This window comes from Polaribacter sp. Z022, assembly GCF_023555495.1.
GTDB lineage: Bacteria > Bacteroidota > Bacteroidia > Flavobacteriales > Flavobacteriaceae > Polaribacter.
In genome coordinates, this window is the sequence record NZ_JALCZO010000001.1 from 325,092 (window position 1) to 348,387 (window position 23,296).

Genomic DNA, 23,296 nt, shown 5'->3' on the forward strand with positions numbered 1-23,296 from the left:
TACTTTAACACCTATATTTATTTATTTTATTTTTTAAATAGTATTTTTGATATAGAACTGCTACAATAATAATTTTATTAAATACGTTTAATAGTTTCTAAAAATATTTAAATGATAAAAAAGACATTTTTTATAATACTGATAGCATTAATTGTTGGTTGTGCAAAAAATGATGTTTTTGAAAGAGAAAATCAAATTATCATTAATCCTATAGCAAAATGCGAAAATGGTTTTGCGGGAGAATACCCTTGTAATGACTACGATTTATTGACTCACATTTCTTTAGAAGAGTTAGGTGATGAAAACACAATAGCTAGTAATTGTTGGGGTTGGTCAGACCCAGTTAATAAGAATGAATTTGCTTTAATTTGTACAAATAAAGGAGTTACGTTTATTAATATTACAGATCCAGCAAACGCTGTAGTGTTAGGTACTTTAAAAACTAAAAATGAAGATAACGTTTTAAGAAACATTGTAACATTTCAATCTTTTGCATATGTCATAAGTGAATCCTCTAATCATGGAATTCAATCATTAAACTTAGGAAGGTTACTAGGTATTAACAACCCTCCTGTAGAGTTTACATCAGATAAAGATTATAACTTTTTTAGAGGCGCAAGCAACATTTCTGTAGATGAAAATTCTGGTTTTGCATATGTTTCTGGAACAAATACTTTTAATGGAGGTATTCATTTTTTAAATTTAAACAAACCATCAAAAGTACTTGAAAGTGATGGTTTTGCAGATGATTCTTATAGTAATGAAACAAAAGTTATTACCTATAAAGGTCCAGATACAGATTATACAGATAAAGAAATCTTAATTGGTAGCAACAACTCAGAAGTTGTTATTTTAGATGTAACTGATAAAGAAAACCCTGTAAAAATAACCTCTTTTACTTATCCAAATATTGGTAAAGCTCATCAAGGTTGGTTTACAGAAGATTTTAAATATTTTATTTTTGGTGATACTTTAGATGAAATAAATAATGGTGTAAATACAAATACAATAGTTTATGATTTTACTGATTTAGACAATCCTGTTCATCATTTTAATTACGAAGGAAATACAGCTGCAATAGACAATAAAAGTTATGTAAAAAATAATTTATATTATCAGGCAAACTTTACAAATGGAATTAGAATTATAGATATTTCTAATATCGATAGCAAGTCTTTTACTGAAATTGGTTTCTTTGATACATATCCAGAAAACAATAATACTGAAGCAAAAGGAACTGTAAATGTGTATCCTTATTTAGAAAGTGGAAATATTATTGTGAGTGACACAAACAATGGTTTCTTTCTTATTAGAAAAAGTAAAACATAATTTTTTTTGTAAAAAAAGAAGTATTTTAGTCATCAAACCATTTTAAATGACGCGTTTCTTCATTATCTTATTTCTTTTTTTAGGCAGTATTTTAAAAACCAATGCTCAAAAAACAATAAATATTGTTGAAGCAGAAGCTAAATCTGCAGTATCTAAAATACATTTTAAAGCAAATCCTAATACTAGTAATTATGATATTACCTATCATAAACTAGAGTTTACTGTAGATCCTGCAATAACAAATATTACAGGTAAAGTAACTACAACATTTACAGCTTTATCCAATTTGTCTACAGTAGCTTTTGATTTAGATGATAACCTTACTGTTACCTCTGTAACTCAAAATGGGAATTCTGTTTCGTTTACACAAAACTCAAATGATGAATTGGTAATTACACTTGAAAACAGTTTAAATCAAGGAGACTCTACATCAGTTTCAATATCTTATAATGGTAACCCAAAAAGTAGTGGTTTTGGTTCTTTTGAGTTTAACAATCATAATGGAACACCAATTCTTTGGACTCTTTCTGAACCTTATGGAGCCTTAGGTTGGTGGCCTTGTAAGCAAGATTTAAATGATAAAATTGATGAAATTGATGTTTATATTACTGCTCCAGAACAATACACCTCTGTTTCTAATGGATTACAACAAAGCACAACAATAAGTGCTGGACAAAAAACAACTCATTTTAAACATCAATACCCTATTCCTGCTTATTTAATTGCAATTGCAGTTACTAATTATCAAACCTATTCTCACACAGTTTCTAATAACGGAAATCCTTTTCCAATAGTAAATTATGTATATCCAGAAAGCTTAACTTCTGCTCAAAATAGTACAGAAGTAACTATTGATATTATGAACCATTTTATTGATTTATTTGGCAATTATCCGTTTGAAAACGAAAAATATGGGCATGCACAATTTGGTTGGGGAGGAGGAATGGAACACACAACAGTTTCATTTATGGGTAGTTTTAATAGAAACTTAATAGCACACGAATTAGCACACCAATGGTTTGGAAATAAAGTTACTTGTGGTAGCTGGAAAGACATCTGGTTAAATGAAGGTTTTGCAACTTATTTATCTGGATTAACTGTAGAACATTTAGATGGTGAAACTGCCTTTAAAAGTTGGAGAAATGCTACTATTAATTCTGTAACTTCTGCTACTGATGGAGCTGTTTATCTTTCTGATATAGACACTACAAGTGTTGGTAGAATTTTTAACGGAAGATTATCTTATAACAAAGGCGCAATGGTTTTACATATGTTGCGTAAAAAATTAGGAGATACTAACTTTTTTAAAGGTTTAAAAAATTACCTTTCAGATGCTAATTTAGCCTATGGTTATGCTAAAACTACAGATTTAATTGCTCATTTAGAGTCTGCAAGTAACTTAGATTTAGAAGAATTTTTTAATGATTGGGTTTATAATCAAGGATATCCTTCTTATAACTTAGCATGGAACCAAACTTCTTCTAACATCTTACAAATTGAATTAAATCAGACTCAAAGTCATAATTCTGTTTCATTTTTTGAAGCCAATGTTCCTATTCGTTTACAGGGTTCAAATAATGAAGTTTTAGATGTTATTTTAAACAACACTAACTCAAATCAAACATTTATAGAAAATGTAAATTTTATGGTTAATTCAGTAGATTTAGATCCCGATTTTCATTTAATTTCAAAGAACAATTCTGTAACTTTAAGCATAGAAAATACACCGTATTTATTAAAAAATATAGAAGTATTTCCAAATCCAATAAATAATATTTTAACTATTAAAACATCAAAAAACATTTCTATAAACAAAACATTTATTTATAGTTCTTTGGGTAAAGAAATATTGAAATCAAATAAAAATAAAATAAATCTAAGTCAGCTTTCTACAGGTATCTATTTTATAAAAATACAAACAGATTATGGAGAATTCTTTAAAAAGGTAGCTAAAAACTAATCTGTAATAAATACCCTTTATAAATAAGTTTTTCTATTTTTACAAATATAAATATTTCAACTTTTGATTTCTATAACTGCCTCAGAAAATAAAAAAATCTATTTTGCTTCAGACCAACATTTAGGAGCTCCTACACCAGAAGCTAGTTTTCCTCGCGAAAAAAAATTTGTAGCTTGGTTAGATCATATTAAAAAAGATGCAGAAGCTATTTTTTTATTAGGAGATTTATTTGATTTTTGGTTTGAATACAAAACCGTTGTTCCTAAAGGATTTGTACGAGTTTTAGGAAAATTAGCAGAAATAAAAGACTCAGGTATTCCTATTTACTTTTTTATAGGAAATCATGATTTATGGATGAATGATTATTTTGAAAAAGAATTAAACATTCCTGTATATCATAAACCGCAAGAATTTTTAATTAATAATAAAAAGTTTTTAATTGGTCATGGAGATGGTTTAGGTCCTGGAGATCATGGATACAAACGCATGAAAAAAGTGTTTACTTTTCCTTTATTTAAATGGATGTTTAAATGGTTACATCCAGATTTAGGAGTACGTTTAGGGCATTATATGTCTGTAAAAAACAAAATGATTTCTGGTGATGAAGATGCAAAATATTTAGGAGATGATAATGAATGGTTGGTTTTATATTGCAAACAAAAACTTACAGAAAAACATTACGACTATTTTGTTTTTGGTCATAGACACCTCCCTTTAGAAATTAAATTACAAGAAAATAGTACCTATATAAACCTTGGAGATTGGATTCAATATTTTACCTATGGAGAAATTAATAATTCCGAAATTAAACTGTTAAAATTCAATCAAAATTCCCTTTAAATTAAACAAAAACTTACGAAATCTTTAACCAACTTTTAACAAATGGAAATATGTTAAAATTGTAGTTTTGTTTTCGTAAAAATTAACACCTAATACAATATTACAATGGATGTAGATGTAAGAGCTATTAATGAAAAAATAGAAAGAGAAAGTGCCTTTATAGACATTCTTACTCTTGAAATGAATAAAGTTATTGTAGGTCAAAAACAAATGATAGAAAGTTTGTTAATTGGTTTACTTGGTAATGGTCATATTTTATTAGAAGGAGTTCCTGGTTTGGCAAAAACTTTAGCAATTAACACATTGTCAAAAGCTGTACAAGGTAGTTTTAGTAGAGTACAATTTACTCCAGATTTACTACCTGCAGATGTTGTTGGAACCATGATTTACAACATGCAAAAAAATAGCTTCGAAATAAAAAAAGGACCAATTTTTGCAAACTTTGTATTAGCAGATGAAATTAACAGAGCACCTGCTAAAGTACAATCTGCTTTGTTAGAAGCAATGCAAGAGCGTCAAATTACAATTGGAGACACTACTTTTAAATTAGACGAACCATTTTTAGTAATGGCAACTCAAAACCCAGTAGAACAAGAAGGAACTTATCCTTTACCAGAAGCACAAGTAGATAGATTTATGCTAAAGGTTGTAATTGATTATCCAAAATTACAAGACGAACAAATGATTATGCGTCAGAATTTAACTGGCGGATTTGCAACTGTTAATCCAGTAGTTACTGTAGATCAAATTATTAAAGCAAGAGAAATTGCTAACGAGGTTTACATGGATGAAAAAATAGAAAAATACATTCTAGATATCATTTTTGCAACACGTTATCCAGAGAAATATAACTTACCACAATTAAAAGATTTAATCAATTTTGGAGCTTCACCTCGTGGAAGTATCAATTTAGCAAAAGCAGCTAAATGTTACGCTTTTATTAAAAGAAGAGGTTATGTAATACCAGAAGATGTTAGAGCTGTTGTTACAGATGTTTTACGTCACAGAATAGGAATTACTTATGAAGCTGAAGCAGAAAATGTAACTTCTGTTGACATTATTAATTCTATTATTAACGAAGTAGAAGTACCTTAGACAATTGTCAATAAAACAATAAACAATTATCATCTTAAACATTGATAACTGTTAAATGATAATTGATAAATGAAACAATGGATACTAAAGAAATACTAAAAAAAGTTCGTAAAATAGAGATTAAGACACGTCGTTTGTCTGATCATATTTTTGGAGGTGAATATCATTCATCTTTCAAAGGACGTGGTATGACTTTTTCTGAAGTACGTCAATACCAATTTGGAGATGATGTAAGAGCAATTGATTGGAATGTTACTGCACGTTATAACGAACCTTATATTAAAGTTTTTGAAGAAGAACGTGAGTTAACAATGATGTTAATGGTAGATGTTTCTGGGTCTGAATTATTTGGAACATCAACACAATTTAAAAAAGAAACAGTTACAGAAATTGCAGCAACATTAGCCTTTTCTGCAACTCAAAATAACGATAAAGTAGGTTTAATTTTATTTTCTGATGATATAGAGCTTTTCATTCCTCCTAAAAAAGGAAAAAGTCATGTTTTAAGAATTATTAGAGAATTGATAGAGTTTAAACCAAAAAGCAAAAAAACAAATATTTCTGCAGCTTTAAAGTTTTTATCGAGTGTAATGAAAAAAAGAGCCATTGTTTTTATGTTATCTGATTTTATGGATGATGATTACGAAAAAACTTTGAAAATTGCAGGAAAAAAACACGATTTAACTGGTATTAGAGTGTATGATAAACACGATGAAGAAATTCCTAATTTAGGAATGGTGCCAATGTTAGATGCAGAAACAAACAATATTCAACTAATAAACACATCATCTAAATCTGTAAGAAATAGTTACAAAGCAAATGCTTTACGTTTGTCTAATTATTATATAGACATGTTTAAAAGAAGTGGTGCAGGTGCTATTAACACTAGAGTTGATGAAAGTTATGTGAAAAAATTATTAGGTTATTTTAAACACAAAGGAAGATAGTTTTTGAAATGAAAAAACAAATATTCTACATATTATTATTAATTTCTACTATTAGTTTTGCTCAAAAACCAATGGTAAAAGCAGAAATTGATACCACCAATATTAGAATTGGTGAACAATTCAATTTAAAAATTTCTGTTGATGAAACTCAGAATGTAATTCTACCAAAATTACAATTACAAGGTTTAGAAATTATAGATTCTACGAAAACAGATACCGTTAAAAATTCTTTAATAAGAAAATATATTTTAACCGGTTTTGATAGTGGTGCTTTTTACATACCTCAACAACAAATATTTGTAAAAAATCAAGCTTATTTAACAGATTCACTTTTAGTAAATGTAGCAACAATTGCTGTAGACACTACTAAAATTAAGAAGTTTCCAATAAAATCTATTAAAAGTGAACCCTTAACTTTTGATGATTATAAAATATACATTTACATACTTTTAGCAGCTTTAGCTATTATTGGTTTCTGGATTTATTGGTTTGTTATTAGAAAACGTAAAGAAGAGGAAGAAGAACCAACTTACAGAGCTTTACCTCCTTATGAAGAAGCAATTTTTAGACTAAATGAATTAGACGAAAAATTATTGTGGCAAAACAATAAAATAAAAGAATATTATTCTGAACTAACACAAATTGTTCGTGGTTATATTGAACGCGAATTAAAAGTACCTGCTTTAGAAAATACCACAGATGAAGTTTTAAGCATGTTAAAAGATTTTAAAGATGCAGAAACTATTTTAACATCAGATGAAACAATTAAAAAACTAAAAGATTTATTACAAGAAGCAGATTTGGTAAAGTTTGCAAAATCTAAACCATTAGCTTTAGAAATAGAAGAAGACAGAAAAGACGCGCAAGATATTGTGAGTAATTTAAAACCTAAACCAATTATTGAAGAAAATGATGAATTGGAGTAATTTTGAATTTCATAATCCAGAGTTTTTATGGGTCCTAATAATCATTCCTTTATTAGCGATTTGGCATTTCTTTATGCGCAAAAAAGACACTGCAGTATTAACAATGCCAAGTGTAAAAGGTTTTAAAACAGATTCTATAATATCTAAATTAAAACCTCTTTTATACCTGCTAAGACTGTTAGCTTTAGCAGCCATTATTGTTGCTTTAGCAAGACCAAGAAATGTTTCTGTAAGTAAAAAAACAAAAACCAACAGAGGTATAGATATTGTAATGGCTATTGATGTTTCTGCAAGTATGTTGGCTAGAGATTTAAAGCCTAACAGATTAGAAGCTCTTAAAAAAGTAGCAGTAGATTTTGTTGATAGAAGACCAAATGACAGAATAGGAATTGTAGTTTATGCAGGAGAAAGCTTTACACAAACCCCAATAACAAGTGATAAGGGTATTGTAAAACGTACCATATCTGAACTAAAATGGGGGCAATTAGAAGGTGGAACTGCTATTGGTATGGGATTAGGTTCTGCAGTTAACAGATTAAAAGAAAGTAATGCAAAAAGTAAAGTAATTATTCTTTTAACAGATGGTGTAAACAACTCTGGAAATATCGACCCAAGAACAGCAACTGAATTAGCAAAAGAGTTAGAAATTAAAACCTATACCATTGGAATTGGAACCAATGGAATGGCAGATTTTCCTTGGAGTAGAGACCCAAGAACAGGTAATTTACAGTTTAGAAAACAACAAGTAGAAATTGATGAAAAATTATTAGAAGAAATAGCTTCTGAAACCGATGGAAAATATTTTAGAGCAACAGACAATACATCTTTAAAAGAAATTTATGATGAAATTGACAAGCTCGAAAAAACAAAAATAGAAGAATTTAAATACTACAACTATCAAGAAAAATATAGAATTTTTGTCTTTTTAGGATTAGGATTCTTGTTGTTAGAATTTGTTTTAAGAAATACAATTTTTAAAAGTTTTATTTAAACGATGTATAAGATAGAAGAACCAATTTATTTTACCTTTTTAATAATCATTCCTATAATGGTTGTTATTTTCTTGTTGGTTTTATGGTGGAAAAAAAGAACGCAAAAAAAGTTTTCTGATTTAAATTTATTGAAAAGGTTAGCACCAAATTCATCTGTATTTAAATCTGTCTTAAAGTTGATAATTTTACTATTAGGAATCACTTTTTTAATTATTTCTTTGGTAAATCCTAAAATGGGAACCAAACTTAAAACAGTAAAAAGAGAAGGTGTAGATGTTGTTTTTGCTTTAGATGTTTCTAAAAGTATGTTGGCAGAAGATATTGCTCCAAACAGGTTAGAAAAGGCTAAACAAATTATTTCTAAAACAATAGATAAATTAGGATCAGATAGAGTTGGTATTATTATTTACGCAGGTAATTCTTATCCGCTTTTACCAATAACTACAGATCATGCAGCTGCAAATATGTTTTTGCAAAATGCAAATCCAGATATGGTTTCTAGCCAAGGAACAGATATTAATGGAGCTTTAGAATTAGCAAAAACATATTATAATAATGATGAGCAAACAAATCGTTTTTTAATTATTATTTCTGATGGAGAAGATCATCAAGAAGAAACAAAACAAGTTGCTCAAACACTAACTAACGAAGGTGTAAAAATCTTTACAATTGGTGTAGGTACAGAAAATGGAAGCCCAATTCCTATGCGTTTAAATGGCTCTATGATTGGCTATAAAAAAGATAGAAAAGGAGAAACTGTAATTACAAAACGCAAACCAGAAGTTTTACAAGGTATTGCAGATGCTGCAGACGGACAATATATTGATGGTAATGTAACCGAAAAACCTGTAAAAGTTATTTCAGAAATTATTGCAAATGCAGAAAAAAATGAATTTGAAACCAAACAGTTTTCTGATTACAAAGACCAATTTCAATGGTTTTTAGCAATTGGTTTGTTCTTTTTAATTATAGATATTTTCTTATTTGAAAAGAAAACTAAATGGTTAACAAAAGTTGACTTGTTTAACGAAGAAAACACTAAAAAATAACATGAAGAATATACAATACATACTTATCGTTTTCTTAATGCTATTTTCATCAAAAGAAGTATTAGCACAAAAAGATTCTATTGCATTACAAAGAAAAGCTAGAAAATTATTACGTAATGGAAATGATTTGTATCAAAAAAAGCAATTTACAGATGCTTCTGTGGCCTATCAAAAAGCACTAGCTAATAATACAAAATACAACAAAGCTTCATATAATTTAGGAAACGCTTTGTATCAAAATAAAAACTACAAAGAGGCAATACCACAATACGAATTAACTGCAGAAACTGCTAAAGATAAATTTACAAAAGCAGAAGCATACCATAATATTGGTAATGCAATGATGGAGCAAAAACAATATCAACAAGCAGTAGATGCTTATAAAAACTCTTTAAGAAATAATCCTAATGATGATGAAACTCGTTATAATCTTGCTGTAGCTCAAAAATTATTAGAGAAAGAAAAGCAAGATAATAAAGGAAAAGACGACAAAAAGAAGAATAATAAAAACAACGACAACAAAAATAAAGACGACAAGAACAAAGACAAAAACAAGGATAAAAACAAAGGCGAAGATAAAAACAAAAAAGACGATAAGAAGAAAGATGGTGAAGGAGATAAAGACAAGAATAAAGATCCTAAAAAAGACAACAAAAATAATCAGAAGAAAAAGCCTAAGCCTCAACAGGGAAAAATGACTCCTCAACAAATTAAACAATTATTAGAAAGTTTAAATAATGAAGAGAAAAAAACCCAAAAGAAAATGAACGCCAAAAAAGCAAAAGGTAAAAAAGTAAAACAAGAAAAAGATTGGTAGATTTGCAATCTCATAGAAAATGAAGATGAAGTTGAAATTTTATATAACGCTATTTATTAGCTTACTTTCACTAACAGTAGTTGCTCAAGAAACTACTTTAGTTGCAAAAGTGAGTAAAAATAAGTTGGGTGTAAACCAACGTTTAAGAATTGAATTTTCAATTAACAAACAAGGTGGAGATGATTTTTCTCCGCCAAAATTTACCAATTTTAAAGTTGTAGGTGGCCCAAGTCAGTCTGTTAGTCAATCTTGGGTTAATGGAAAAGTAAGCTTTTCACAATCATACACATATATCATTCAGCCAAAAAAGAAGGGAGAATTAACTATTGGTGCTGCAAGTATTAAAATTGGAGGAAAGTCTATAAAATCTAATCCTATTAAAATTATAGTTTTAGATGCTGTTACTTTACCAAAAGATCCTAATGATCCTAATTATGTTGCACAACAAAACATACATTTAGTAGCAGAAGTATCTAAATCTAAACCTTATGTTGGAGAAGGTATTTATGTGGAATATAGATTATATGTTAGCGAAAACATTAATGTATATGATACAGGTGTAACTGAAGCACCTCAATACAATGGTTTTTGGAATCAGAATATTAAAATAAATGGTTTTCCTGTTAAAATGGGAAAATATAATGGTGAAGATTATAGATATATTGTTTTACAAAAAGCTTTATTAATACCTACTAAAACTGGAAAACTTACAATAGATCCTATGAAAATGGATATTGTTATTGGTGTTCCAACAGGTAGAGCAGATTTTTTTGGAAATGTAATTACTAGAAATATTAAAAGAGAATTTGCTTCTGCAAAGAAAATTATTAATCCTAAAAGCCTTCCTTTAGAAGGAAAACCAGAAAACTTTAATGGTGCTGTTGGAGATTATAAATTTGATGTAACTTTAAGCAAAGATGTTTTAAAAGCAAATGAAAGTTCGCAAATTAAAGTTGCAGTTACTGGTAAAGGAAATCTAAAATTATTTGAATTACCAGAAATTACAACTCCTGTTGAGTTAGAAAAATATCAACCAGAAAGAAAAGAAAAAGTTCGTGTTAGAGCTAGTGGTATTTCTGGTACAGTATCAGATTTATATACTGTAGTTCCTCAGTATAAAGGAAAATATAAAATACCAAATGTTTCTTTTTCGTATTTCAATCCTACAGAAAAAAAATACTATACTATTACCACAGATGATTTCTTTGTAGATGTGTTAGAAGGCAAAGAATTAAAACCTGTTGTAGATACAAATACCATTCAAAAGCAAAACGTTATTGCAACCGGAAAAAACTTTAGATATATACAAACTAAGAGTAATTTTAAAACTATAAAAACTAGTGATTTCTTTAAATCTAACTTATTTTACATTCTATTATTATTACCTTTAATTGCAATACCTATTGGTATTTTTATTGCAAAAAAGAATGAAGCAAGAAGTAATGATATTGTTGGTAACAAACTAAGAAAAGCAAATAAACTAGCTAAAAAATATTTATCTGAAGCACAAAAACAATTGGGTGAAAAAGAAGCTTTTTATGAAGCTTTAGAACGTGCACTTCACAATTATTTAAAAGCAAAACTAGGTGTAGAAACTGCAGATATAAGTAAAGAAAAAATAACCCAAATCTTAGAAAGTAAAAACATAGAATCTAACACTATTAATCAGTTTATTGAAGTCTTAAAACATTCTGATATGGCTCGTTATTCTCAAATAACAACTACAGAAATGGAAGCAGAATTTGAGAATGCAAAACAAGTTATTGTAGAACTAGATAAACAATTATAAAGATGAAGAGAATATTATTTTTATTATTAATTATTGCCAATTCTGTTACTGCACAAAATGTAGATAGCTTATTTGTTTCTGCCAATAATTTATACAAAAATGGCAAATTCCAAAAAGCTATTGATCTATATAAAAAAGTAGAATCTCAAGAATTAGTGTCATCAGAATTATATTATAATTTAGGTAATTCTTACTATAAACTTAACAAAGTTGGACCTTCTATTTATTATTACGAAAAAGCTTTAAAGTTAAATCCATTAAATGATGATGTTAAAAACAATTTGGTTTTTGCAAAACGTTTGGCTTTAGATAATATTGAAGAATTACCGCAAACTGTACTTCAAAAATTTAATGCAAACTATTTACAAAAGTTGTCATACAACCAATGGGCTATTGTAGTTGTTGTTTTTTCTTTCTTAGGAAGTTTGCTTTTCTTATTGTTTTATTTTGCAGAAGTACCTTCTAAAAAACGATTCTATTTTGTTACAAGTATAGCTTGTTTTATAATATTATTAAGCTCATTATTTATTACTATTAATCAATACAATTCTTCATTAGCAAACAAAGAGGCAATTGTATATACAGAGAAAACCGATGTAAAAAATGCTCCAACATTAAACTCTGAAGATGTATTTACATTACATGAAGGAACTAAAGTAATTGTTCTTGATAGTGTAGATAATTGGAAAAAAATTAAAATAGCAGATGGTAAAATTGGTTGGATTATAGCTGAAGATATTAAACTTTTTGATGATATTTAATTATTATTTAACAAAAAAAGTAAACTATTTTTATATTTTAGCCATTCAAAAAAATATCCTTGAGAAAAAAAATAACTTTTTTTTTAGTTTTTACCTTTTCAATTTTAGTTGTTACACCTACTGTAATTAGCTTAATTGATGACTCTCAAAATGTCGCTATTTTTTTAGACATTAATGAAGAAGAAGATAAACAAGGTAAAGAAGAAACAGTAAAAGAAATAGAAATTAAGTTACAATCTACAGATCAATCTGATTCTTTATTTTTAAACGGAATTCAGAAAAAGAAAAATGTTCGATTTAGAACAAAAAATTACAATTCTCAGTATTCTAAAAATACTACACCTCCACCTCGGATTTTGTCTTAGTTTATAAAACAAATTCAATTTTTCTTATCAATCAATTTAAAAATCTCTCTATTTTAATAAGTAGAGTAAAAATTTATATATATGTTTAAATACATTAAAAACGACTTACCTGCAAGTATTGTAGTGTTTTTCGTAGCATTACCTTTATGTTTAGGTATTGCTTTAGCAAGTGGTGCCCCATTATTTTCTGGATTAATTGCAGGTATAATTGGTGGTGTAATTGTAGGGTCATTAAGTGGCTCAAAAATAGGAGTAAGTGGTCCTGCAGCAGGTTTAGCTGCAATAGTATTAACAGCAATTGGTACTTTAGGTGGTTATGAAAACTTTTTAGTTGCTGTAGTTTTAGGTGGGGTTATACAATTAGTTTTTGGTTTCTTAAAAGCTGGGGTTATTGGTTATTATTTTCCATCTTCTGTAATTAAAGGTATGTTAACTGGTATTGGTATTATTATTATTTTAAAACAAATACCTCACTTTTTTGGTTATGATGCAGATCCAGAAGGAGATTTTGCTTTCTTTCAAATAGATGGTGAAAACACTTTTTCTGAAATATTAAATTCTATAAACAATATTAGTATTGGATCTACAATTATTGGTATTATTGGATTGAGTATTTTATTACTTTGGAGTAATGTTTTATCTAAAAAAGGAAAAATATTTCAAATTATTCAAGGTCCATTAGTAGCTGTTGCTGCTGGTATTATTTACTATATTTCAACATCATCTGACTCTAAATTTGGTATAGATTCTTCTCATCTTGTAAGCGTTCCTGTACCAGATAGTTTCGATTCTTTTATTGGTCAATTTAGTTTTCCTAACTTTAGTGCTATTACTAACGTAGAAGTTTGGGTTGTTGCCTTTACAATTGCTTTGGTAGCAAGTTTAGAAACTTTATTGTGTGTAGAAGCTACAGACAAATTAGATCCTCATAAAAATGTTACACCTACAAACAAAGAGCTTTTAGCTCAAGGTGTTGGTAATGTAATTTCTGGTTTAATTGGTGGGTTGCCCATTACGCAAGTAATTGTTAGAAGTTCTGCTAATATTCAATCTGGAGGAAGAACAAAATTATCAGCAATAATTCATGGTTTATTTTTGTTAGTATCTGTTATATTAATTCCTAATTTATTAAATAAAATTCCATTATCTGTATTAGCAGCTATACTTTTAGTAGTAGGATACAAATTAGCTAAACCAGCTTTATTTAAACAGATGATTGGTTTAGGATGGAAACAATCTTTACCGTTTTTTGTAACAGTATTAGGAATTGTTTTTACAGATCTTTTAGTAGGTATCAGTTTAGGTTTATTAGTAGGTATTGTTGTTATTCTTTTAAAAAGCTACCAAAACTCTCACTTTTTACATAAAGAAGGTGAAGATGTAGATGATGGAAAAATTAAAATGACATTAGCCGAAGAAGTTACATTTTTTAACAAAGGAGCTATCTTAAAAGAGTTAGATAGAGTGCCTAAAAACTCATACCTTGAAATTGATGTAACTAAAACGAGGTATTTAGATCATGATATTATCGAAATTTTAGAAGACTTTTCTAAAATTAAGGCTAAAGAAAGAAAAATAGATATAAAACTTATTTCAAAACGTGGTACTGTAGAAAACCCACCAAGTTTTATTGAATTTTTTAAACTTAGACCAAAATCAAATATAAGTTTAAGCTAAATATTAAAAAAAATCTAAAAGATTAAAAAGTTGTTTTTTAACTTTAAAAAAACAAGTTCCTACAAAAAAGTATTAACTTGTAAATTAGCTTTTTAATCTTTTAAATTTAATTATGAAAAACATATTCTCAAATATTAAAGGTGATATTTTTGGTGGTATAACTGCTGGTATAGTTGCACTACCTTTAGCGTTAGCTTTTGGGGTGTCTTCTGGTTTAGGACCAACTGCAGGTCTTTATGGAGCAATTTTTATAAGTTTTTTTGCAGCACTCTTTGGTGGAACCAGTACTCAAATTTCTGGACCAACAGCACCAATGACAGCTGTAAGTATGGTAATAATTGCTGGTATAATTGCTGCAAATGATGGTGATGTTGCTAAAGCTTTACCTGCAATTTTAATCATTTTCTTATTAGCAGGTCTTTTTCAAGTTGTATTAGGAATTTTAGGTCTAGGTAAATATATTAGATACATTCCATACCCTGTAGTTTCTGGTTTTATGACAGCAATTGGTGTTATAATTTTATTAACTCAAATTTTACCATCTTTAGGATATTATCCAAAAGAAGATGTTGAATTTGTTTCTAAATTTAAACCACAAGCAGAAGAAATTATTTTAGAAAACATTTTAAAAGAAGAAGCTGGAGAAGGTATTTTAGTTTTAGAAGATTTTAAACAAACTATTTCTAAAGCAAAATTAATAACACCTGAAGAAATTCATAAAGAATCTCAAGTTTTAGCCGGAAAAGAAACCTCTGGAGCTTTGGGAGCTATAAAAGCAATTCCAAGAGCAGTAAATAATATTAATTGGCTTGAGCTTTTATTAGCGCTAGCAACAATTGTTATTATTTATGGTTTTAAAAGAATAACCACTAAAATACCAAGCACATTAGTAGCTTTAATTGTAGTTTCTGGTGTTGCAGTAGCTTTTGGACTAGATTATAGAACAATTCAAGAAATACCAAGTGGAATTCCACAAATTAAATGGGAAATATTCACTGACTTTTCTTTAGGTAATGTTACACCTTATATTTTTTCTGCTTTAACTTTAGCTTTATTAGGAGCAATAGACTCTCTTTTAACAAGTGTAGTAGCAGATAATATGACTAAAACCAAACACAAACCAAATAAAGAATTAATTGGTCAAGGTATTGGTAATAGTATTGCAGCTTTATTTGGCGGTATTCCTGGAGCAGGAGCAACAATTAGAACAGTAGTAAACATTAATGCTGGTGGTAAAACCAAACTATCTGGTATGATTGCAGCTGTTTTACTATTAGTAATAATGTTAGGTTTTGGTCCTGTTGCATCTAAAATTCCTGCAGCAGTTTTAGCTGGTATTTTAATTACTGTAGGTATTGGAGTAATGGATTATAAAGGAATAAAAGCAATTCCAATTTTACCAAAAGACGTTAAATTTGGTTCTATAAAATTAAGTTCAGAAGTACTAATTATGTTTATTGTATTGGTATTATCTACTTTTTGGAACTTAGTTTACGCTGTTGGTATTGGTATGGTAATAGCTTCTTTAATGTTTATGAAAAAAATTGGAGATTTAACTGCAAAAAGATCTGATGTAAAATCTCTTAATGAAGAAGCTTGGTCAGATGAAGCTAATTTTCCTAAAAACTTAGCAGAAGAAGTGTTTATAAAGCATATTAAAGGACCATTATTTTTTGGTTATACAAGCGATTTTCAAGCACTTTCATTACAAATTCCTGCAACAGCAGAAACTGTTATAATACGTTTAGAAAAAATGCAATATATGGATCAGTCTGGTTTATATGCAATGGAAGACGTGTTACAAGATTTAAAAACAAAAAATATTGAAGTTTTATTTGTTGACTTATTAGATCAACCTAGATATATGATGGAAAGAATAGACATCATACCAGATTTAATACCAGAAAAACACATTTTTAAAACATTTGAAGAATGTACAAATTGGGTAAAAGAAAATATTAAAGACAAAAATTAATAAATATTAAAATTATGAAAAACATAGCAATTAATAAAGAAGTACAAAATGGTTTAACTCCTCAAAGTGTTTTATCAGATTTAATAGAAGGAAATAATAGATTTATAGATAATAACTTACAAGCTGCAGATTATAATGCATTAGTAAAAGACACTGTTGGTGGTCAATTTCCAAAAGCAGTTGTATTATCTTGTATAGATTCAAGAGTACCTGTAGAGCAAGTTTTTGACCAAACTATTGGAGATATTTTTGTAGCAAGAGTTGCAGGAAATTTCGAAAATGTAGATATTTTAGGAAGCTTAGAATATTCTTGTGCAGTAGCAGGAAGTAAATTAGTTTTAGTTCTTGGTCATGAAAGTTGTGGTGCAGTTAAAGCTGCTTGTGATGGTGTAGAATTAGGAAACATAACTGCAATGTTAGATAATATAGGACCTGCTGTTAAAGTAGCTGCTTTAGATTTTGAAGATGATGTAGACTCTACAAATAAAGATTTTGTTGCTAAAACAGTAGAACAAAATGTACGTTTAACTATTGAAAGAATTCGCGAAAAAAGTCAAATTCTTGCAGATTTAGAAAGTAAAGGAGCTATTGAAATAGTTGGTGGAGTTTACTCTTTACAAACAGGAAAAGTTGAGCTTTTATAAAAAGAAACTTTTATAAATAAAAAAACCAAGAATTTATTCTTGGTTTTTTTTATTTAATCAAAATTGTATTTATCTTTTTTAGCTTTGGTTAACCTTCCTTCCCAAGATTTACCTCCTAAAGTTGTAGTGTAATACACTTTTTTTCCTCTAACTTTATTTACAATTATATGTGTTTTAGTTCCCATTTTAAAAGGAAAATTAGGTAGTGTAGATTTTCTTATTATTAAATAATATTCACAATCACTTAACCACAAAATATCTGCCTTTATAAAATGTTCTTGATCATTATGGTATTCTATATAATCGTCTCCTTTAAAAACAACTACAACTTCTTTCTTGGCGTTTCTATAAGTAAATATGTTATCTCTTAAGATTCCACAATCTTTTGAAGAAGTGAAAGACATTAACATAGTTATGCTAAATAACATTAATATTTTATAAAATTTTCTCATCCTTTTTTTTAAAACGTTCGCAATTTACAAATTGCCACTTAAATTTCTAAATTATCTAACAGGGTTTTTTCCTGTTTATCTTCTTTTATTATTGAGGGGAAAATTGTGGGGGCTATTTTTTTTACTGGGCTATATAAAATAGATTTTTCTAAGGTTTCCTTTTCTATAAAAGGGATTGTATCATTCATTTTTCCAAAAAAAATAAAAACAACACTTAAAATTAATCCAATTTTTAAAGCACCAAACACACCTCCTAAAATCTTATTTAAAATTCCTAAAGCTGCAAAATCTGCAATCTTTGTTAGCACTTTTCCAAGTAGGGCAATTATAACAATAATTATTACAAAAGTAATGGCAAAAGATGCTAAAGAAATGTATTCAGGTTTCCAAGATACATATTCTTTTAGAAAATCGGAAACAAAATATGAAAAATGAATAGCTCCATAAACTCCACCAACTAAAGCTACTAAAGAGGCAACCTCTACAAATAAGCCTTTCATTACTCCTTTAACAAATCCAAAAAGTAATAATGCAGCAATTATTATATCAAAAATATTCATTAATTTATTTTCTTCAAACCTACATCTTTTTTACAAAACTTAAAAATGTCGGTTGTATCTTTACACTTTTCTAAACAAGTAATATGCCAAAAATAATAACCTTAAAAGAAAAATGGGATTTGTTAATCAATAAATTAACCAATCAATTTGCAGATGGAGATGAGCTTAATATAGATGGTGTAATCTATTTAGTAGGCGTACAAGAATTGGGGCAAGGTCATAGAGCATTTAAAAAAGATGAAAAAATGAACCTGATGCATATTGCTATTTGCAAGCTTTTAGAACCTTATGGTTATTATGAATTTGATTATTTTGATGATGATGGTTGGCCACATTATAAAACTTTAACAGAGTTACCAAATTTAAAACCTGGAGAGCAAACTGTTTTAATGAAAGAAGCTATTGTTACTTATTTTGAAAGTATTTCATATTTAAAATAATTAAGTTACGCTTAATTTTCTAATCATTTTAGATAACAATTTAGGGAAAAATCTTTTTACATAAACTCCTAACTTTTCTTTGGCTCCAGCTATATAAACTTCCTCTTTTTTGCTGTTAATTGCTTTTAGCATCAATTTTGCAAAATGTTCTGGTGCAATTCCGTTTTCTGTAGCAGTATCCATTTTTTCTTGTGGAGTTCCATTTCCTGTTAATGCATTTATAGAAACATTTGTCTTTACAAAACCAGGGCAAACTAACGTAACAGAAATGTTATCTTTATGGTGTTCTGCTCTTAAGCTATCAAAAAAACCATGCAAAGCGTGTTTACTTGCAGCATAAGAAGAACGTAAAGGAGTTCCTATTTTACCAACAATACTTGTTGTTACCACAAACTGTCCGTTTTTGTTTTTAATAAAATGGGGCAAAATAGCTTTTGTTAATGCAACTGTTCCTAAATAATTAATATCCATTATGCGTTTATCAACAGAAATTTTAGTGTCTTTAACCAAAGAACGCTGACTAATTCCGCCATTATTCACTAAAATATCTACCTTACTAAAACAAGTAATTGCTTCATCAACCTTTGGTTGCAAATTGTTGTAATCTTCTAAATCTAAAGTAATTATTTTTACTGATGATGGGTTTTTACACAAACCTTTTACCAACTCTAAACTTTCTTTTTTTCTTGAAGATAAAATTAAATTTACATTCTTTTTTGAAAACTCAATAGCTAAGGCTTTTCCAATTCCAGAAGATGCACCTGTAATCCAAACAACTTTATTGTTAATACTCATTACTTTGTTTTTATATTACAATATACTTTATTTACATTAGAAATAGTATTTTTGGTACACTTCTTGAAAACAATTAAACAAGAACAAAAATCTACTTTTATAAGATGAAAAAAATACTCGTTTTAATATTCTTTATTTCTTCATTAGTACAAGCACAATATACTATTAATGGAACAATGACACCAACAATAAAAAGTGATTGGGTTATTTTATATAAAATAGAAGGTGCTAGACAAAAATTTGTTCAAAACACAAAAATTAAAATAGATTCTGTTGAGTATCTAGGAAAAAAACAAGCAATAGGTACTTTTACTTTTACCTTGCCAAAAGACACAAAAATTGGTTCTTATAGAGCAACTTATAAATTAGAAGGTGCTGGTTTTGTAGATTTTATTTTTAATAAAGAAGATGTTAGCTTTGGTTTTCATCCAGATTATCCTAACCAATCTATTACTTTTTCTGCATCTAAAGAAAACATTTTTTACAAACAATATTTAGATGCTATTTCTAAAGCTCAACAAACTTTAGATTCTATACAAGTTAAGGCCTTACAAAACCCAGATTTAGATTTAAAAGCACCATATAAAACTGCATACACCAATGTAAACAATGTTCAGATCAGCTATTTAAAAGCTGCAGAAAACATGTATGTTAAACCTTTTGTACAAGCATCTTTTAGAAATAGTTCTTCAGAAATAATAGACAACCCTAAAAAGTATATGTCTAATATGGTTAGTACTTTTTTTGATAGAATGGATTTTAACAATAAAGCGTTATTAAACTCTTCTTTTTTGGTTGATAGAATTACAGATTACGTTTTTTATATTAATTATTCTGAAGACCCAAATACACAACAAAAACTTTATAAAGAATCTATAATTAAAGTAATGTCTAAGATTAAAAACAATCCTTTTAAAAAGGATGTAATAGAGTTTTTAATCAGTCAGTTTGAAACAACAATGAATTTAGATTTGATAGATTATTTATTTGATAACCATTACAATAAATTACCAGAAAGCATACAAAACAAAAAGTTTAAAGATGAAAAGCAAAAACTTTTTGCTGCAGAAATAGGAAGAATAGCTCCTAATTTTTCTTGGAAAGAAAATGGTAAAACATTTGAACTTTCTAAATTAAATGATGCAGAAAATTATTTATTAATTTTTTGGAGTACAGGTTGCTCACACTGTATTCGCGAAATTCCTCAAATTCATAAATTATTAAAAGAAAATAAAAAAGTAAAAGTAATTGCTTTTTCTCTTGAGCAAAATGATTTTGCATGGAAAAATTACAAGAAAACTTTACCTAATTGGCATCATGTTTTAGGCTTAAATAAATGGGAAAATAAAACTGCAAGAACCTATAACATTGTTTCTACACCTAGTTATTTTGTTCTAAATAAAGACAAAAAAATTATTGCAAAACCAGATCAACTAAAAGATGTTAAAGCATTCTTAGAAAAGCTTTAATTTTATTTTTCTTTGGCTTTTTTTAAAGAGGTTATAACAATACCTATTATAACCAATATTGCTCCAAAAAACTGTAATAAAGTTAATTGCTCATTTAAAAAAAATGAAGCTAAAACTATGGTAGATATTGGACCAATACCTGCAACTATTGCAAAATTTGATGAGCTAATTATTTTTATGGAAGCACTTACTAAAAAAGAAGGAATTACTGTAGCAAAAAAAGCTATTAAGAAACCTAATCCATAAACTTGCCAAGGTAAATTAAATAATTCTGTGTGACCAATAATACTAAAGTGTACAAATACACAAAAACAAGACACCAACATTGCATAAGCAGTAAATTTTACTACTCCAAACTTTGGTATTAACCAGCCACTACCAACTAAATAAGATGCATATGTAATTGCACTTAAGAGTATAAAAAAACCTCCTAAATAAACATTGTTTCCAGAAATATCTACTTCATCAGAAAAAGCAATTACAATTCCTAAATAAGATAATAAAATTGCTGTAGTTTGAATTTTGGTAATTGCTTGTTTAAAAAACAATCTATTTAAAATAATAACTATGGTTGGATATACAAATAAAATTATGCGTTCTAAACTTGCTTTAATATATGTTAAACCAACAAAATCAAAATAACTTGCTAAATAATACCCAACAAAACCAAATATTACAACCCAAGCATAATCTTTTTTTGTAGTAACAATTTCTTGCTTTTTGTTTCTATACAAATACGCAATAACAACATAAAAAGGAAAAGAAAACAACATTCTTAATAATAACATAGTAATAGCATCTACATTGTATTTATAAGCTATTTTTACCATAACTGCTTTAGAGGAAAAAAGTACAATTCCTAAAACACCTAAAAAAATACCAAACCAAAATTTTTTTGCTTTCATAAAGCCAAAGTAGGTTTTATGATTTCAATTAGTAAAAATAAGAATTCGCAATTACGATGTTCAGCAAGGAAAAAAATTATTAAAAATGAAGAAAAGCATCTTTTAAATGTTCTATTGTAATTTCTTTTTTATGAATTATTGCAATAATATCAAAACGAACTTCTACATCTAAATCTTTTTCAACTACATAATTATCTATTGCAGAAATTAAGAGTTTAATTTTCTTAGGATTCACAAATTCTTCTGGATTTCCAAAATAATCTGTAGAACGTGTTTTAACTTCTACAACTGCTAAAACATCAGCTTTTTGAGCAATAATATCTACCTCAGCTTTTAAATAACGATAGTTTTTTTCGAGAATAGAATACCCTTTTTCAATTAAAAATTCAATTGCAATTTGTTCTCCTTTTTTTCCTAACTCATTATGTTGTGCCATTGCATTAAATTACAAATTATTAATTACTTTTATTAAAAATTAAAGAAATGAATTTTTTAAAAAATCAACTGTTTTTTTTACTACTCTTTTTCTCATTTTTAAGAAGTTTTGGACAAACCAATTCTAACACTTTTGAACCTTTTTTAAGTCAAGGAAAAAGGAGTTTTCCTTTTTTATTATTTAGTCCAACAAATAATAGCAGTGCTTTTAAAGCTAGCCCTATAACTGCAAAAAATGCAAATGGATTCCAATTTAATTCTTATAAAGTATTGGTAAATTTAAAAGCCAATGTTTTTAAAAAAATCTATGCTAAAAATAATTATCAATTGGCTATTAGTGGTCATATAGACAATCAATTTGTGTTTAAAAAAGAAACTTCTAATCGTTTTAATGGTATTACACATTCGCTTTTTAATACAGATTATTTTATCTATGTACATAATGATTTTGTGTTAAGTGAAAACAAATTTTTAAGAATTAACCTATTTCACAGATCTTCTCATTTGGGTGATGATTATCTTTTAAAAAATGATATTTCTAGAACCACAAATCCAGATTATTGGGCAGAAGACCCTGCAAACTTTGAAACTTTAGAGGTTTTATATGCTTATAACAAAAAGAAAATAGGTTTGTATGCAGGTGCATCTTATATTATTAGAACTGATAGCAATCGAAAAAAATTAACTTTTCAAACGGGTGGCGTTTTTAAAAATTTTGAAACTAAAAATGATTTTCTAAATAGACTTTTTATTGGTTATGATGTTCGTCTTTTAGAAAACAATAATTACAATTTCGATTTTAATGGCGGAATTGGATATGCTTTTAAAAACAACAATAGTTTACGATTGGAATATTACAATGGTTATTTGCCTTATAGTAGATTAGAAAACGGAGTAAAAACGAGTTGGTTGTCTTTGGCTTTTTATTATAATTTGGAGTTGTAAAACAAAAACTATTCTATTGTTTTTTTAATTGTATTGTTAATGTTGTGCTATCTTCATTTTTTTAACATAAACAACATATTGTGAGTAGCTGTTGTATAGGACACTTTTTTAATTTCAGAGTTTAATTCA

General features: G+C 27.8%; 23 protein-coding genes. 18 read left to right on the forward strand and 5 right to left on the reverse strand.

Translation table 11 applies throughout. The features are described from left to right. Nucleotides 1-111 precede the first annotated feature (111 nt). From MPF13_RS01425 to MPF13_RS01495, 15 genes are all read left to right on the forward strand, one after another. On the forward strand, nucleotides 112-1,329 hold the full coding sequence (locus MPF13_RS01425) for a choice-of-anchor B family protein (protein ID WP_249980506.1): 1,218 nt from the start codon (nucleotides 112-114) through the stop codon (nucleotides 1,327-1,329). Nucleotides 1,330-1,375: 46 nt separating this feature from the next. Continuing rightward, nucleotides 1,376-3,289 (forward strand): M1 family metallopeptidase, encoded by a 1,914-nt coding sequence (locus MPF13_RS01430; RefSeq protein WP_249980508.1) that lies wholly within the window; start codon nucleotides 1,376-1,378, stop codon nucleotides 3,287-3,289. A gap of 63 nt (nucleotides 3,290-3,352) precedes the next feature. Continuing rightward, nucleotides 3,353-4,129: a UDP-2,3-diacylglucosamine diphosphatase gene (locus MPF13_RS01435; RefSeq protein WP_249980510.1), complete on the forward strand. Its 777-nt coding sequence runs from the start codon at nucleotides 3,353-3,355 to the stop codon at nucleotides 4,127-4,129. 105 nt (nucleotides 4,130-4,234) lie between these two features. Beyond that, entirely contained in the window at nucleotides 4,235-5,224 is a 990-nt protein-coding gene (locus MPF13_RS01440) for an AAA family ATPase (RefSeq protein WP_249980512.1), read from the forward strand. A gap of 77 nt (nucleotides 5,225-5,301) precedes the next feature. After that, nucleotides 5,302-6,171 carry a DUF58 domain-containing protein gene (locus MPF13_RS01445; RefSeq protein ID WP_249980513.1) on the forward strand — a complete coding sequence of 290 codons (870 nt, stop codon included), beginning with the start codon at nucleotides 5,302-5,304 and terminating at the stop codon, nucleotides 6,169-6,171. 8 nt (nucleotides 6,172-6,179) lie between these two features. Further along, nucleotides 6,180-7,097: a BatD family protein gene (locus MPF13_RS01450; RefSeq protein WP_249980516.1), complete on the forward strand. Its 918-nt coding sequence runs from the start codon at nucleotides 6,180-6,182 to the stop codon at nucleotides 7,095-7,097. Further along, the gene (locus tag MPF13_RS01455; protein ID WP_249980993.1) at nucleotides 7,084-8,088 is read left to right on the forward strand and encodes a vWA domain-containing protein; all 1,005 of its coding nucleotides are present in this window, start codon (nucleotides 7,084-7,086) and stop codon (nucleotides 8,086-8,088) included. The genes MPF13_RS01450 and MPF13_RS01455 overlap by 14 nt, the downstream gene beginning before the upstream one ends. A 3-nt stretch (nucleotides 8,089-8,091) precedes the next feature. Then, complete coding sequence (locus tag MPF13_RS01460) at nucleotides 8,092-9,138, forward strand: VWA domain-containing protein (RefSeq protein ID WP_249980518.1); 1,047 nt, start codon at nucleotides 8,092-8,094, stop codon at nucleotides 9,136-9,138. 1 nt (nucleotide 9,139) lies between these two features. Further along, the gene (locus MPF13_RS01465) at nucleotides 9,140-9,955 is read left to right on the forward strand and encodes a tetratricopeptide repeat protein (RefSeq protein WP_249980520.1); all 816 of its coding nucleotides are present in this window, start codon (nucleotides 9,140-9,142) and stop codon (nucleotides 9,953-9,955) included. 25 nt (nucleotides 9,956-9,980) lie between these two features. Next, nucleotides 9,981-11,744, forward strand: a complete 1,764-nt coding sequence (locus MPF13_RS01470; protein WP_249980522.1) for a BatD family protein — start codon at nucleotides 9,981-9,983, stop codon at nucleotides 11,742-11,744. Between the two features lie 2 nt (nucleotides 11,745-11,746). Beyond that, complete coding sequence (locus MPF13_RS01475; protein WP_249980524.1) at nucleotides 11,747-12,505, forward strand: SH3 domain-containing protein; 759 nt, start codon at nucleotides 11,747-11,749, stop codon at nucleotides 12,503-12,505. A 59-nt stretch (nucleotides 12,506-12,564) separates the two neighbouring features. Next, entirely contained in the window at nucleotides 12,565-12,870 is a 306-nt protein-coding gene (locus MPF13_RS01480) for a hypothetical protein (RefSeq protein ID WP_249980526.1), read from the forward strand. Between the two features lie 81 nt (nucleotides 12,871-12,951). Further along, nucleotides 12,952-14,547 carry a SulP family inorganic anion transporter gene (locus tag MPF13_RS01485; RefSeq protein WP_249980528.1) on the forward strand — a complete coding sequence of 532 codons (1,596 nt, stop codon included), beginning with the start codon at nucleotides 12,952-12,954 and terminating at the stop codon, nucleotides 14,545-14,547. Nucleotides 14,548-14,659: 112 nt separating this feature from the next. Beyond that, nucleotides 14,660-16,522 (forward strand): SulP family inorganic anion transporter, encoded by a 1,863-nt coding sequence (locus MPF13_RS01490; protein ID WP_249980530.1) that lies wholly within the window; start codon nucleotides 14,660-14,662, stop codon nucleotides 16,520-16,522. A 14-nt stretch (nucleotides 16,523-16,536) separates the two neighbouring features. Next, a complete protein-coding gene (locus MPF13_RS01495) occupies nucleotides 16,537-17,166 on the forward strand; it encodes a carbonic anhydrase family protein (protein WP_249980532.1) in 630 nt (209 codons plus the stop codon). 53 nt (nucleotides 17,167-17,219) lie between these two features. Here MPF13_RS01495 and MPF13_RS01500 read toward each other — a convergent pair whose 3' ends face one another. Continuing rightward, nucleotides 17,220-17,618, reverse strand: coding sequence for a hypothetical protein (locus MPF13_RS01500; protein WP_249980534.1), 399 nt, complete (start codon nucleotides 17,616-17,618; stop codon nucleotides 17,220-17,222). 38 nt (nucleotides 17,619-17,656) lie between these two features. After that, complete coding sequence (locus tag MPF13_RS01505) at nucleotides 17,657-18,178, reverse strand: CvpA family protein (RefSeq protein ID WP_249980536.1); 522 nt, start codon at nucleotides 18,176-18,178, stop codon at nucleotides 17,657-17,659. An 83-nt stretch (nucleotides 18,179-18,261) separates the two neighbouring features. Between MPF13_RS01505 and MPF13_RS01510 the strand changes: the two genes are divergently transcribed. Beyond that, nucleotides 18,262-18,618, forward strand: a complete 357-nt coding sequence (locus MPF13_RS01510) for a hypothetical protein (protein WP_249980537.1) — start codon at nucleotides 18,262-18,264, stop codon at nucleotides 18,616-18,618. Here the strand turns inward: MPF13_RS01510 and MPF13_RS01515 are convergent, their stop codons facing one another. Next, nucleotides 18,619-19,413, reverse strand: coding sequence for an SDR family oxidoreductase (locus tag MPF13_RS01515; RefSeq protein WP_249980539.1), 795 nt, complete (start codon nucleotides 19,411-19,413; stop codon nucleotides 18,619-18,621). Nucleotides 19,414-19,517: 104 nt separating this feature from the next. Between MPF13_RS01515 and MPF13_RS01520 the strand changes: the two genes are divergently transcribed. Further along, the gene (locus tag MPF13_RS01520) at nucleotides 19,518-20,882 is read left to right on the forward strand and encodes a TlpA family protein disulfide reductase (RefSeq protein ID WP_249980541.1); all 1,365 of its coding nucleotides are present in this window, start codon (nucleotides 19,518-19,520) and stop codon (nucleotides 20,880-20,882) included. Nucleotides 20,883-20,884: 2 nt separating this feature from the next. Here MPF13_RS01520 and MPF13_RS01525 read toward each other — a convergent pair whose 3' ends face one another. Both MPF13_RS01525 and MPF13_RS01530 read right to left on the reverse strand, forming a co-directional pair. After that, on the reverse strand, nucleotides 20,885-21,787 hold the full coding sequence (locus MPF13_RS01525; protein WP_249980542.1) for a DMT family transporter: 903 nt from the start codon (nucleotides 21,785-21,787) through the stop codon (nucleotides 20,885-20,887). Nucleotides 21,788-21,866: 79 nt separating this feature from the next. Beyond that, nucleotides 21,867-22,223, reverse strand: coding sequence for a YraN family protein (locus tag MPF13_RS01530; RefSeq protein ID WP_249980544.1), 357 nt, complete (start codon nucleotides 22,221-22,223; stop codon nucleotides 21,867-21,869). A gap of 47 nt (nucleotides 22,224-22,270) precedes the next feature. Here MPF13_RS01530 and MPF13_RS01535 point away from each other — a divergent pair, with 47 nt between their 5' ends. Further along, complete coding sequence (locus MPF13_RS01535; RefSeq protein WP_249980546.1) at nucleotides 22,271-23,167, forward strand: DUF1207 domain-containing protein; 897 nt, start codon at nucleotides 22,271-22,273, stop codon at nucleotides 23,165-23,167. The last annotated feature ends 129 nt before the right edge of the window (nucleotides 23,168-23,296 follow it).

Coding starts and splice junctions, on each gene's coding strand:
- MPF13_RS01425 (WP_249980506.1), top strand. CDS start 112: ATGATAAAAAAGACATTTTTTATAATACTGATAGCATTAATTGTTGGT.
- MPF13_RS01430 (WP_249980508.1), top strand. CDS start 1,376: ATGACGCGTTTCTTCATTATCTTATTTCTTTTTTTAGGCAGTATTTTA.
- MPF13_RS01440 (WP_249980512.1), top strand. CDS start 4,235: ATGGATGTAGATGTAAGAGCTATTAATGAAAAAATAGAAAGAGAAAGT.
- MPF13_RS01445 (WP_249980513.1), top strand. CDS start 5,302: ATGGATACTAAAGAAATACTAAAAAAAGTTCGTAAAATAGAGATTAAG.
- MPF13_RS01450 (WP_249980516.1), top strand. CDS start 6,180: ATGAAAAAACAAATATTCTACATATTATTATTAATTTCTACTATTAGT.
- MPF13_RS01455 (WP_249980993.1), top strand. CDS start 7,084: ATGAATTGGAGTAATTTTGAATTTCATAATCCAGAGTTTTTATGGGTC.
- MPF13_RS01460 (WP_249980518.1), top strand. CDS start 8,092: ATGTATAAGATAGAAGAACCAATTTATTTTACCTTTTTAATAATCATT.
- MPF13_RS01465 (WP_249980520.1), top strand. CDS start 9,140: ATGAAGAATATACAATACATACTTATCGTTTTCTTAATGCTATTTTCA.
- MPF13_RS01470 (WP_249980522.1), top strand. CDS start 9,981: ATGAAGTTGAAATTTTATATAACGCTATTTATTAGCTTACTTTCACTA.
- MPF13_RS01475 (WP_249980524.1), top strand. CDS start 11,747: ATGAAGAGAATATTATTTTTATTATTAATTATTGCCAATTCTGTTACT.
- MPF13_RS01485 (WP_249980528.1), top strand. CDS start 12,952: ATGTTTAAATACATTAAAAACGACTTACCTGCAAGTATTGTAGTGTTT.
- MPF13_RS01490 (WP_249980530.1), top strand. CDS start 14,660: ATGAAAAACATATTCTCAAATATTAAAGGTGATATTTTTGGTGGTATA.
- MPF13_RS01495 (WP_249980532.1), top strand. CDS start 16,537: ATGAAAAACATAGCAATTAATAAAGAAGTACAAAATGGTTTAACTCCT.
- MPF13_RS01500 (WP_249980534.1), bottom strand. CDS start 17,618: ATGAGAAAATTTTATAAAATATTAATGTTATTTAGCATAACTATGTTA.
- MPF13_RS01505 (WP_249980536.1), bottom strand. CDS start 18,178: ATGAATATTTTTGATATAATAATTGCTGCATTATTACTTTTTGGATTT.
- MPF13_RS01510 (WP_249980537.1), top strand. CDS start 18,262: ATGCCAAAAATAATAACCTTAAAAGAAAAATGGGATTTGTTAATCAAT.
- MPF13_RS01515 (WP_249980539.1), bottom strand. CDS start 19,413: ATGAGTATTAACAATAAAGTTGTTTGGATTACAGGTGCATCTTCTGGA.
- MPF13_RS01520 (WP_249980541.1), top strand. CDS start 19,518: ATGAAAAAAATACTCGTTTTAATATTCTTTATTTCTTCATTAGTACAA.
- MPF13_RS01525 (WP_249980542.1), bottom strand. CDS start 21,787: ATGAAAGCAAAAAAATTTTGGTTTGGTATTTTTTTAGGTGTTTTAGGA.
- MPF13_RS01530 (WP_249980544.1), bottom strand. CDS start 22,223: ATGGCACAACATAATGAGTTAGGAAAAAAAGGAGAACAAATTGCAATT.
- MPF13_RS01535 (WP_249980546.1), top strand. CDS start 22,271: ATGAATTTTTTAAAAAATCAACTGTTTTTTTTACTACTCTTTTTCTCA.